The organism is Mesorhizobium sp. M1307, assembly GCF_040318155.1.
Classification (GTDB): domain Bacteria; phylum Pseudomonadota; class Alphaproteobacteria; order Rhizobiales; family Rhizobiaceae; genus Mesorhizobium.
In genome coordinates this window covers 1-12,068 of record NZ_JAMYLR010000078.1, presented here as the reverse complement: position 1 = coordinate 12,068, position 12,068 = coordinate 1, and the positions used below count along the sequence as shown (strand labels likewise).

Genomic DNA, 12,068 nt, shown 5'->3' with positions numbered 1-12,068 from the left:
GCTGAACGCCGCGCATTACATAAGGGGGTCAAAATTGGACGCCGATCGAGGGTCAGTTTTGGAAGCCGTTTGACATTTGGCACGAGAGGCGACCGTCGTCATTCCACGTTCAGAGTTCTCGCGTTCAGCCGTGTCCGATTGAAGACGTCTATGTTAGAATCTGGATACACTGACGCGCTCGTATTCCGCCGGCGCGGCACGAAATACGTAGGTTTTCTTCTTTTTGTTCGAACAACCTCTTCCGTGGCACGCCGATTGCACGGGACACGGTTAAGGCTCGCCGCGTTCAGCCGAGCTGTTGTTTTCGATCAATGAAGCCCGAGAGTGTAAGCATGATAGCGGGCAAACATCCAAGGAGTGGCTCATGCGGGTGGCCGTCGTGTGGAACTATGATCATAAGGGCGTAATTAACCGGTTCGGTCGGCCTCGCCCGTGGGGCGACGACCGCGAGACGGTCGAAAGGGTGGTGGCGGCACTGCAAGAGGGCGGCCACGAGACGCTGCTATGCGAAAGCGACAAAGGACTGCTCACTACGCTCGAGCGGTTCATGCTACCCGATCCGCAAACCCGCCCCTCCGGAATCGTCTTCAACATGACGTACGGAATTCAAGGCGAGTTGCCTTGCACTCACCTTGCGGCCATGCTCGAGATGGCCGGCGTTCCGTACACCGGATCGAGTCCGCTCGGACATGGGCTGGCGACCGACAAGGTCATCACCAAGAGGCTCATCCACGATGACGGCGTGCCGACGCCAAACTTTCGCGTAATGCGCCGCGGCACTGAGACCATTGGCGACCTGCGATTCCCAGTGGTAGTGAAGCCGCGTTACGAATCTACGAGCCTCGGATTGCAGCTCGTACACGAACCCGCTCAGTTGAGGCAGGCCGTAGAAGTGATCGTCACGCACTATGCGCAGGATGCGCTCGTAGAAGAATACATCGAGGGACGGGAAATCACCGTCGCGCTGCTCGGAAACGGAGAGCTCGAGGTCTTGCCTTTTGTGGAGCACGACTTCGGCGACCGCGAAACGCGCCTTCTGACTCTGGAAGCGGTCGCGCCGCCGCCGAAGATTTGCCCGGCGCGAATCGCAAGCAAGCTTGCGACGATGCTGCGGGATATTTCGGTTGCGACCTTTCAAGCTTGCCAGTGCCGGGATTACGCCCGCGTCGACCTCCGGATCGATCGCTCCGGCCAGCCCTTTGTCCTAGAGATCAACTCCATGCCGGGGCTCGGTATACGCTCCTTGTACTCCCTGGCCGCGACGACCGCCGGATACAGCTACTCGAGCTTGATCAATCGCATCCTCGACGTCGCCCACACACGGTATTTCGGAACCGGCATTCCCTAGACCGGACACACGTCGAGCCGGCGCCTACTTAAGGTGCCTCGGCAGTCACAGCTAACCGCGGACCTCAGGGATGACTACTTTTTAGGGGGCAGGCCACAATTCCAACGACAGGAAAATTGCGCCAAACATTGGTGGGGATAGCGGTCGGTGCTTCCGATTGGCAAGCTGCGACTGGCATGTTTAGCCTCCAAGGTGAGATGTTTTGGCAGCCTCACTTGCGACCGCGTCGGTCGCTATCCTCCTCCTCACAGGATCTGAACAGCTCGCCAGTTCCGAGGCCACCGCCCACCCATCGGCTCCGAACCGCTTCGGAGCGAATGAATCACGCTCAGCGCTCGCCGATGGAACTCGATGAGGTTTTGCCGAGAGTTCTTAACGACAGCTGGCGATCAAGCGAAAGCCAACAATCACACAGCCGATCGCCAGAGCGAGCTGAGCGGTCGAGATTGTCATCGCGCCATCAGTGATCGGCCGCCAGACGCCCCGGCCATGGCGCCGGCCGGTTTGGTGGTTTCGAGCTCGAGCGTCAAATGCAAGTGGTCATGACGGCCGTTCAGTTGCGGGTTGCCCGGGTTGATGCGCTCGATCTCGATACCGAGCCTCAGCCACCAGACCGACAACCTGGATGGGTTGAAGGGGGCATCGGGGCTGGCGAAAGGCACACCGTTGTCGGTCGTTGGGCAGGTCGAACTCCTTGAAAACTCTCTCGAACGGCCTCCTTGGTGGTGTGGAGCGCCTCACAGGCCAATAGATAGCGGCTGGCGAAATCGCTGATTGTCAGCGGGTAGCAGTAACGCCGATCGCCGAGCATGAACTCGGCCTTATAATCGGCGCACCACAGGTCGTTGGGCTGGCAGCCATGCGAGAGCGCGGTTCCCTCCGCGTGTTGCGACGGCGCTGTGGCGTTTGACCAGGCCGTGGCGGTCGAGCACCGCATGCACCGTTGAGATTGCCGGGTGTGGACGTCTGGATAGAGCCGAGCCAGCCGCTCCGTGATCTTCGGCGCGCCCCAGCTCGGCTTGTCCATTCGACCTTCAGGAATACTTTCACATGGCGCGTCTCGATGCATGACCGGCAACACGGGGCTCGCCAGCCCCTCGAAAAGCCATTGCGACAAGGGCCCGGCCTCGAGGCCGACCCGTTCAATGTTCAAGGCAGGATCCTTCAGGACGGCGAGGAGATCGTCGGGGTGGCTGACGACCTTCACCTCGCGGGCAGATCCTGCCGGATTTATCAACGATGCAAACGGCGGTTTCTTTCACCGAGACCGCGTAGAAACTCCAACTGGTCGAGCAGTCGGTTTGCTGACGCGGAATTGGGGCCGACCTCGAACTGGCGAAGCCAGGTGAAGCGACTGATACTTTGTCCAATCGTCCGCACGCATCAGCATCAAGCTTTTCCGCAATACATATCTCAATCCGCCGCTCGGCGACGACGAGGGCGTCAGCGCAAAATCGCTCGATTGTCGAGGCCGCTGGCAGGATAGTCAGCGTCTCCTGCATTGTGCAACAAAACGCTGGGCAAGATCCTCGTTGGACCGGGCATCTTCAGCCCGTTCGAAAAGCCAGTCCCGCAGATCACGCGCGCCGCGGCCCGTGAACGTCTTATACCGTAGATCTTGCGCAGCGCCTCCCATATGATGCTGACGGGCGACGGGCGGCATAAGTGAGAAGCGCATCGGCAGGAATGCCGAGCTGAGCCCAGTTAAAAGACAGGACTCCTTTCGGGATCATCTCGCCCGGTGCGAGCGGGCGCCCTGGATAACGCTGTGCACACAGCTGCAGAGCAACCCCAGCCGGTTCTCTGGCCGGGCGCTTTCTGATGTTTCCAGATCATCGTCGGCCAAAGTGTAGTGCCTGAGTAGCGACAGCTCATCGGTGGCAGGTCAGCTCGCACTTCGCGTGGCTTAATCCCTCATTCGACGCCCTTTTTTGACGCATTTCGGCCAAATTCTCAGATTTTTTGTGTCTCCGCCACGTTTGCGCAATGTTACACCACTTATGCCTGCATTCGGACATCCCCAAGCTGCTGTCTTGAATGAAGGAATTATGATGTTGATGGCATTATCGAGGGCTCCGTGGATGAGATTTTCGGGCTTCCGCGTTCTTACTGAAGCGCTCAAAGGTCATTCCGGATGGAAGCCTCTATGGCGCAATCCCGATCCACAGCCGTTCTATGACTACGTCATTGTTGGCGGCGGCGGGCACGGCCTCGCGACGGCTTATTACTTAGCCAAGACCTTCGGGCAATCCCGTATCGCCGTTCTGGAGAAGGGTTGGCTGGGATCCGGCAATGTTGGCCGAAACACGGCAGTCATCCGTTCGAACTACCTGCTTCCCGGCAACGGGCCCTTCTACGAGTTTTCACTGAAACTCTGGGAGGGATTGGAGCAGGAACTGAATTTTAACTCGATGGTCTCCCAGCGGGGCATCATCTACCTCCTTCACTCGGATTGGCAGCGAGATGCATATCGGCGCCGCGCCAATTCGATGATGTTGGCCGGCGCGGACGCCCGCCTGTTGAGCAGGGAGGATCTGAGGGCGATGGTTCCTTTCTTAAACTACGACAACGCGCGCTTTCCGATCCGTGGTGCTTTGATGCAGCCACGCGCGGGGACGGCACGTCATGACGCTGTCGCATGGGGCTACGCGCGTGGCGCCGATCTGCACGGTGTGGACCTTATCCAGAATTGCGAGGTGACCGGTTTCCGCATCGTAGATGGCAAGATCCGTGGTGTGGAGACTTCGCGCGGCTACATCGGTGCCAATAAAGTCGGCGTGGCAGTGGCGGGTTCCTCGAGCCGCGTCATGGCGATGGCGGGGATGCGCCTTCCAATCGAGAGCCATGTTCTGCAGGCATTCGTCACGGAAGGTTTGAAGCCCGTTCTCCCCGGTATAATCATGTTCGGCGCGGGGCACTTCTATATAAGCCAATCTGATAAAGGCGGCCTTGTATTTTGTGGCGAAATCGACGGCTACAACTCCTATGCGCAGCGGGGGAACTTGCCGATGGTGGAGGATGTCTGCGAAGGCGCCATGGCCGTGATGCCGATGATCGGGCGGGTGCGACTCCTGCGGCAATGGGGCGGCGTTATGGACATGTCGATGGACGGCTCACCGATCATCGACCGCACGAGCATCGAAGGCCTTTATTTCAACGGGGGCTGGTGCGTTGGGGGCTTCAAGGCGACGCCCGCCAGCGGCCACGCCTTCGCCCATCTTCTTGCGACCGATACTCCTCATGCGACCGCGCGCGCTTACCGACTCGATCGATTCGCAAGAGGATACTTAATAGATGAAAGCGGCGCTGGTGCGCAGCCAAATCTACAGTGAGGTCAACATGCTCATTCCCCATCCACTTCTGGGTTTACGCGATGCAAGAGAATTTACCTATCTCGGTGACGCCCGGCTTATCGACCGTCCAGACCCATCTGCACCCGACGCCGAGCCTGCATTTTGCGACTATGTATATTTGCGCGACAATCCGGCGGGCGCGCACCGCGAATTGTGGTTCCACGAGCACGGCGACCGCTCCTGGTTGGTAGTCACGCGCAATACGATCACCCACGAGGTTCTCAGCGCGGAGTTGGCGCGCGACCTCGCTCTTGCGCGGAAGAGGAGCGGAAGATGACGCGGCTCTCGGGCGGACTGATTGACCGTTCACAAGCGCTGAACTTCAAGTTTGACGATAAACGCTACCAGGGCCATCCCGGCGACACGCTCGCCTCGGCGCTACTGGCCAACGGCGTTCGCCTGGTGGGGCGCAGCTTCAAATATCATCGTCCCCGCGGGGTGCTGTCCGCCGGTTCGGAAGAGCCAAATGCGTTGGTCGAGCTACGCACCGGCGCGCGGCAGGAGCCGAACACGCGCGCGACAACGGTCGAGCTGTTCGAGGGACTGGAGGCCCGAAGCCAGAATCGCTGGCCCTCGCTTGACTTCGACGCAATGGCTATCAATGACCTGTTGTCGCCGCTTTTCACAGCCGGGTTCTACTACAAGACCTTTATGTGGCCGAAAAGCTTCTGGGAAAGAGTCTACGAGCCCGCCATCCGTAGGGCCGCGGGACTCGGCAGCATCTCAATGCAGGCCGATCCCGATGCCTATGACAGGGGCTTCCTGCATTGCGACTTGCTGGTCATCGGCGGGGGTCCGGCCGGACTTGCGGCGGCGCTGACGGCCGCACGCTCGGGCGCCCGTGTGATCCTGGCGGAGGAGGATTTCCGCCTGGGCGGACGGCTCTTGTGCGAGACGGAAACACTGGGCGAAGTCCCGGTCGCCGACTGGATCTCAGCGCTGGAGTCAGAATTCAAGAGCCTGCCGCGTCTTCGGGTGATGAGCCGCACTACGGTTTTCGGCGTCTATGACCACGGCATGTATGGTGCGGTGGAAAGGGTTTCGGATCATCTCGCGGAGCCTGGTGGCCGAGTCCGCCAGACACTTTGGCGCATCACGGCGAAACGCGCTGTATTGGCTGCAGGCGCGATAGAGCGACCCATCGCCTTTGCGGACAATGATCGTCCTGGCATCATGTTGGCCGGCGCGATGCGGGCATACGCGAATCGCTGGGCAGCGTGCCCCTCCGAAAAGGTCGCTGTCTTCACGAACAACGAGGACGGTCACCGTACCGCCCGCGATCTCTCGGCCAAGGGTGTCCAGATCGCCGCGGTAATCGACGTGCGCCCCGAGGCGAAGGCTCGTGGTGACTACCGTTTGATCGCGGGGGCCATGGTGACTGGATCGCGCGGCCGACTTGGCTTGACGTCGATTGAGGTTCAGGCAAACGGCAGGTCCGAATGGATCCATTGCGGCGCCCTTGGGGTCGCTGGCGGCTGGAACCCGAACGTGCATCTGGCTTCGCACCATCGGGGTAAGCCGACCTGGAATGAGCAGCTGCTGGCGTTCCTGCCTGGCGAGAACGGGCCTTCTGGCTTGCTTGTGGCGGGCGCTGCTGCGGGGCGCTTTTCGACCGCGGCAGCGCTGCGTTGGGGTGCGGAAACGGCGAAATGTGCATTGGAGGACATCGGGATAACAGCAAGATCGCCTAGTTTGCCGTGCCCGGAGGAGGAGGCATATACCATTGCGCCCGTGTTTCACGTGCCGGGCACGAAACGCTCATGGGTCGATTTCCAGAACGACGTGACGGTAAAGGACATCAAGCTCGCGCATGTCGAGAACATGCGGCCGGTAGAGCATCTGAAACGCTACACTACCTTGGGCATGGCGACGGATCAGGGCAAGACCGCCAATATGATCGGGCTCGCCGTGATGGCGGAGCTCACTGGGAAAACAATCCCGGAAACCGGGACTACGGTCTTTCGCCCGCCCTATACTCCCGTGGCATTGGCGGTCCTGGGGGGTGGCGAAATAGGGCCGCACTTCCGCCCACCCCGTTTGACGCCGACCCACCACTGGGCCGAAGCCCATGGTGCGGTATTTGATGAGTCCAGCCCATGGCGGCGAGCCGATTATTTTCGCCGTGAGGGGGAAACGCAATGGCGCATGAGCGTAGATCGCGAAGTCAGAGCCGTGCGTAGCTCAGTGGGCCTATGTGACGTTTCGACGCTCGGAAAGATCGACGTGCAGGGCAGCGATGCGGGGAAGTTTCTTGACCGTCTATACAGCAACATAATGTCCACGCTGAAGGTCGGCCGCGTTCGCTATGGGCTGATGCTGCGCGAGGACGGCTTTGCCTATGACGATGGTACGTGCGCGCGGCTAGCCGAGGACCACTATGTGGTCACTACAACGACGGCCAATGCGGTGCTGGTCTACCGCAATATGGATTTCGCCCGGCAATGCCTCTGGCCCGACTTCGACGTACAGCTCGTCTCCACGACCGAGGCCTGGGCGCAGATCGCTGTTGCGGGGCCGAGTTCGCGTGCGCTGCTCGCCCGAATCGTCGACGGGTTCGACCTGTCGAACGAGGCGTTTCCGTTTATGGCCTGTGCGGAGCTAACGGTTTGCGGCGGTCGGCAGGCGCGGCTCTTCCGCGTCTCCTTCGTGGGAGAACTTGGCTACGAGATCGCGGTTCCCACCCGCTACGGGCACGCGCTGATGAAACAGCTGATGGAGATGGGTGTTGATCTAGGAGTGACGCCTTTCGGAGTAGAAGCGCTATCTGTCCTAGGAATGGAAAAGGGCCACGTCGGTGGAGCCCAGCTTAACGGCCAAACCACCGCCGAAATGCTCGGGCTCGCCAAAATGGTGTCGCAGACGAAAGACTCAATTGGCGCGATCATGTCTCGGCGCGAGGGGCTGGCGGGGGATACGCGCCGGCTGGTGGGTCTCCAGCCTGTCGAGCCTGGGGCCAAGATCGTTGTTGGGTCACATCTCTTCGCCGAGGGGGCAGCATTTGACCTCGATAGCGATCAGGGCTGGATCACATCGGCCTGCTATTCGCCCCATGTCGGGTCCATGATCGGGCTCGCTTTCCTCGAGAACGGCTATGGACGGCTGGGCGAGGTGATCGTGGCTTCGAACCCGGTCGAAGGAGAAAGCGCACGCCTGCGTGTCGTATCGGCGCATTTCGTCGATGCTGAAGGAGTACGTCTGCGTGGCTAACCTGAGACCGCTCAAGGCGCTCGGCGCCGAAAAGCCTCGTTCCGCATCGTTTGCAGCATTGGAGATTCGTGAGAACGTGGATCTGGCGCTTGCCTCTCTAGCACTGCGCAGGGAAACCGTTGAGCCCAAGCCGTTCGGTTTGAATTTGCCGGGGCCGGGAGGCTGGGTAGCAGGTCAAAAGGTGGCAGTTTTCTGGACCGGACCGGATCAGTGGATGATTGAGGCCGAAGGCCGCGCCGAGGAGGACTTTGCCGCGGATCTGAAAGAGGCCGCCCGCGGTTGCTCGGTGACCGAGCAGACTGGCGGGTGGGTGGCTGTCGAGATTATGTCCGTGGCCGGCACGGATCCTATCGAGGCATTGCTGGCGAAGCTGATCAACATCGATCTTTCGGGCTTTGGTCCGGGCCGCGCGACACGTACAGTCCTTGAGCATATGACCTGTTTCGTCATCCGCCGCAGTGAAGCCCATGTCGCCGTGCTCGGCGCGCGCTCGTTTGCCGCTTCGCTCTGGCACGCGCTGGAAATAGCAGCGAAGAGGTTGGAGGAGAAGGCATGATCGAGCCGATCCGGATCGGGAAAACCAGCTGTTCCCTCGGTCCTTCCAAGCACGCACGTGAGAATTGGACCCGATCCGCAGATCACCATACCGGCCAGCTGCTTCGACAAGTGCCGCTCCATGGACCCGTCCCATCCGCCTGCAGAGCGCATCGACCACCGGCAGCAGAGCACCCTGCTTCGGCTTTGCTACCGGCTTCGCGCAGGTGTAGCCCGGCGGCAGCTCAAACTGGCACGTCTTCAGAACCGTCTCGCGTCAGTCCGGACACACGCGCGCCCTCTCGTTGACTGTAGCCTTAGACAAAAACGGAACCGGAAGGTGGCATAGACTTCCACGCGCACCGCCGTCACGCCAGCGCTCCATTGGCTCAGTCCGTCACCGCCGCGCACAACCTGAGTGTCGCCTCTAAACCGACGTTTGAAGCGGGGCCAGGCAGACGACCACGTTGGGCCGGCGAGCGGGATCTGGCGGATTGTGTTGATTTAGTCGGCGTTGATCGGCTTGCGGTGTCGTGATTCCATCCACCTGTTGCTTCCGGAGGGAATGGGACGATGATGGGATCGCAGGTGGCACCGGCGCAGTTGTTCTACGATTTCTGTCTCGATGATCATGTCCCTGATGACCACCTCCTTCGAAGGATCGACCAGTTCCTCGATCTGGAGAGCGTCCGCTCGGAGCTGAAGCCGTTCTACAGCACCATCGGCCGTCCCTCGATCGCTCCCGAGTTGATGATGCGGATGCTGCTCGTTGGATACTGCATGGGCATTCGATCCGAGCGACGGCTCTGCGAGGAGGTTCACCTCAACCTTGCTTATCGATGGTTTTGCCGTTTGGGATTGGACGGCAAGGTTCTTGACCATTCCACCTTCTCGCGCAGCCGCCATGGCCGGTTCCGGCAGAGCGACATCCTGCGACACCTCTTCGAGACAGTCGTGGAACGCTGCCTGAGCGAAGGCCTGGTGGGCGGCGAAGGGTTTGCGGTGGACGCCAGCCTCATCGCTGCCGATGCCAACAAACAACGCTCCGTTTCGGCCCACGAGTGGCGCGCCGCCGATTTTGGTGCCGGGGCTGGTCGAGCGGTGCGAGAGTATCTCGCAACCCCGGATGACGCCGCTTTCGGGGCGGCCAGTGAGGTTACGCCGAAGTTCATTTCACCCTCCGATCCGGCGGCGCAGTGGACCGGAGCGCACAAGGCTCATGCCTTCTTCGCTTACGCCACCAATTATCTGATCGACACCGACCATGGCGTCATCCTGGACGTCGAAGCCACGCGCGCGATCCGGCAGGCTGAAGTGGGAGCGGCGCGCACCATGATTGACAGGACCGAGGACCGCTTCGCCCTGAAGCCAGAGTACCTGGCCGCCGACAGCGCCTACGGATCGGCAGCGAACCTCGCCTGGTTGGTCAAGGAACGGGAGATCGCGCCGCATATCCCGGTGTTCGATAAGTCCAACCAGACGGATGGCACCTTCTCGCGCGCCGACTTCATGTTCGATCCGGACGCGAACGACTACACCTGCCCGGGGGGGCTGGTGCAGTTCCGGCGCAGCTACAAGACGCCGCGCACAGGCATCGCCAGTGCGGGCACGCGGCTTTACCGCGCCAGCCAGCACGACTGCAAAGTCTGCGAGCTGAAGCCGCAGTGCTGTCCGAATATGACCTTTCGTAAGATCCCCCGAGATCTGAACGAGGATGCCCGCGATGTCGCCAGAGCAATTGCCGAGACGCCGGAATATGAGCGGTCCCGCCATCGGCGGAAGAAGGTCGAGATGCTGTTCGCGCATCTCAAACGCATTTTGCGGCTTAGGCGTCTGCGACTGCGCGGTCCCTCAGGCGCGCGCGACGAGTTCCTCCTCGCCGCTACCGCCCAGAATCTCAGAAGATTGGCAAAGCTCCGGCCACCGGCCGGGCTGATGATCGCTACCATGGCCTAAAGGAGAGATAGCCGCCGCTAAACCAAACACTAGACCCGAAAACTGCGGCAAATCTGGCCGGATTGATCCGACCAAGAGCCATCCTTGCGTCCCGGCAACGACTAAATCAACAATATCGGCGCGCGAAGCGGGCGGGCAGGGCCGCGATGTCCGGGAGTCGGCGATTGCCGACACAAGCGGACTGTTCCTCGGCCAGTTCACTCTCGCAGCCACGCTCGTATTCGATGGCGAGAAGCTCGACCATGATGCGGCAGGCCTGGCGCTCGGCGCCAGGTACAAATGCGCCGCTCCAGCGTGTGCCGCACGCCCTCCCCAGTTCGGGATGGCGGCGCATCATCTCCTCGAAAATGGCCACGGGCCGGATACCGGGGGCTCTCAGCAGAAGTGGCACGACTTCAGCTCGAAAAGGCTAGCAAGCGGATCGGGGCGCCGGCGGCCGCACGGCTCCTTCTCCTGCGAGGGCAGTCTTGGATCCTCGTCGATCCGATAGGCCGTTGCCGAGCTGACCTACGCCCTCGCCGCGGCGACAGACGTCAGATGGATCTTTCTGAGCTTCGTGTATAGCCTTCTGTGGTTGCCGCCCGTATGCAAGAGGCTTCTGGCCCTTTTCGACGTGTGATCGAGTGCGGTCTTCTGTCAGGCCTTCATGTGCGGCATTTCCAGGAGCCGCTGGCCGGTATGGTGATCTGCAGATCAGGTCCAAATCTCAACAACGAGCTCATTGGCTCTTTGGCTCTTTGGCTCTAGAGCGGGATGAAGAGAGGCTGAATGGAAGGGGATTGATCGGGATAGGGGGACGCCTCGCGACGTCGTCATTGGGAAAGTGACCGCGCGTTCGCACGGCCCGCCGCAGCTTTGAGTTCAGCGCCTCGATAGCGTTCGTAACCGGTATGAGATTCTTGGTGCCGATGTCCGGCTACGCTTTTCCTGATGCGCGGCGTATGGTGCGACCATCCGGGACAGAGGCACCGGGAGCACGAAGGTGCGGCAGGCCGATGCACACGATGAGCTGCGAGCTCGTGTTAGTAGCTGGCGACCTCTGCGACTCGCCCGGTTGCGCCGTGAGCGCGAATCCGTAGTTGTCATGTCGCCCGCCGCTCCCCTCTGACTGATCGAGAGGAGACAGAGGAATGCGACGTGTAATCGGAATTGACACCCATTGCACCTTTGGCGAGGTGGTGATTTGGGAAGACAGTCGGCTGCGGCATGTGGGCCGGGTCGACATGACGCGAACGGCGCTGGAAGGCTTCGGCAGAACTCTTCTGGCCACTGATGATGTGGTCATCGAGGCCACTGGCAACTGCATGGCGGTGTCGCGGGTGCTCGCGCTATTCGTGAAGCGGGTGGTGATCGCCAATCCGCTGCAGGTCAAAGCGATCGCGCACGCTCACGTGAAGACCGACAAGATCGACGCCGGCACGCTGGCCAGCTTGTACCCAGCCGGCTACCTGCCGGAGATCTGGACTGTCAAACGGCTTCCAAAACTGACCCTCCACAGTGGAGTCCAATTTTGACCTGCGGCGCGGCGATCTGGGAGAGACCTGCGCGACAATCTGGATGAGACTCTCAGAGCGCGGTCACGGGCAAATTATCATGCTGATTGTCGCGCAGGTCTCTCCCAGATCGCCGCGCTATATTGACCCCCCCTTATGTAATGCGCGGCGGTCAGT

At 60.8% G+C, this 12,068-nt stretch carries 7 protein-coding genes and 5 pseudogenes; 7 read left to right on the top strand and 5 right to left on the bottom strand.

Annotated elements, in window-relative coordinates; translation table 11 throughout:
• Positions 1 to 364 precede the first annotated feature (364 nt).
• Entirely contained in the window at positions 365 to 1,348 is a 984-nt protein-coding gene (locus NKH16_RS34065; RefSeq protein WP_352903838.1) for a D-alanine--D-alanine ligase family protein, read from the top strand.
• A 494-nt stretch (positions 1,349 to 1,842) separates the two neighbouring features.
• On the opposite strand, the pseudogene NKH16_RS34060 reads toward NKH16_RS34065, so the two are convergent.
• The 3 pseudogenes from NKH16_RS34060 to NKH16_RS34050 all read right to left on the bottom strand — a co-directional run.
• A pseudogene (locus NKH16_RS34060) lies at positions 1,843 to 2,378 on the bottom strand (transposase family protein); the annotation flags it as partial.
• A pseudogene (locus tag NKH16_RS34055) lies at positions 2,375 to 2,664 on the bottom strand (hypothetical protein); the annotation flags it as partial. The pseudogenes NKH16_RS34060 and NKH16_RS34055, both read right to left, overlap by 4 nt.
• Positions 2,609 to 3,227, bottom strand: a pseudogene (locus tag NKH16_RS34050) (DUF4158 domain-containing protein); the annotation flags it as partial. The pseudogenes NKH16_RS34050 and NKH16_RS34055, both read right to left, overlap by 56 nt.
• Before the next feature lie 202 nt (positions 3,228 to 3,429).
• Here NKH16_RS34050 and NKH16_RS34045 point away from each other — a divergent pair.
• The 5 genes from NKH16_RS34045 to NKH16_RS34020 all read left to right on the top strand — a co-directional run bounded on the left by NKH16_RS34045 (position 3,430) and on the right by NKH16_RS34020 (position 10,398).
• Positions 3,430 to 4,680, top strand: a complete 1,251-nt coding sequence (locus NKH16_RS34045) for a sarcosine oxidase subunit beta family protein (RefSeq protein ID WP_352815849.1) — start codon at positions 3,430 to 3,432, stop codon at positions 4,678 to 4,680.
• Between the two features lie 7 nt (positions 4,681 to 4,687).
• Positions 4,688 to 4,978 (top strand): sarcosine oxidase subunit delta, encoded by a 291-nt coding sequence (locus tag NKH16_RS34040; RefSeq protein WP_352903840.1) that lies wholly within the window; start codon positions 4,688 to 4,690, stop codon positions 4,976 to 4,978.
• On the top strand, positions 4,975 to 7,908 hold the full coding sequence (locus NKH16_RS34035) for a sarcosine oxidase subunit alpha family protein (protein WP_352903836.1): 2,934 nt from the start codon (positions 4,975 to 4,977) through the stop codon (positions 7,906 to 7,908). The genes NKH16_RS34040 and NKH16_RS34035 overlap by 4 nt, the downstream gene beginning before the upstream one ends.
• Positions 7,880 to 8,464 carry a sarcosine oxidase subunit gamma gene (locus NKH16_RS34030; RefSeq protein ID WP_352815853.1) on the top strand — a complete coding sequence of 195 codons (585 nt, stop codon included), beginning with the start codon at positions 7,880 to 7,882 and terminating at the stop codon, positions 8,462 to 8,464. Before NKH16_RS34035 ends, NKH16_RS34030 begins: the two co-directional genes overlap by 29 nt.
• Positions 8,465 to 9,015: 551 nt before the next feature.
• A complete protein-coding gene (locus NKH16_RS34020; protein WP_352903834.1) occupies positions 9,016 to 10,398 on the top strand; it encodes a transposase in 1,383 nt (460 codons plus the stop codon).
• A 106-nt stretch (positions 10,399 to 10,504) separates the two neighbouring features.
• Here the strand turns inward: NKH16_RS34020 and NKH16_RS35140 are convergent, their stop codons facing one another.
• Entirely contained in the window at positions 10,505 to 10,753 is a 249-nt protein-coding gene (locus NKH16_RS35140) for a hypothetical protein (RefSeq protein ID WP_502906906.1), read from the bottom strand.
• Positions 10,754 to 11,194: 441 nt separating this feature from the next.
• Positions 11,195 to 11,290: pseudogene (locus NKH16_RS34010) on the bottom strand (transposase); the annotation flags it as partial.
• Positions 11,291 to 11,528: 238 nt separating this feature from the next.
• On the opposite strand from NKH16_RS34010, the pseudogene NKH16_RS34005 reads away from it, so the two are divergent.
• Positions 11,529 to 11,864 (top strand): annotated as a pseudogene (locus tag NKH16_RS34005) (IS110 family RNA-guided transposase); the annotation flags it as partial.
• Positions 11,865 to 12,068 lie beyond the last annotated feature (204 nt).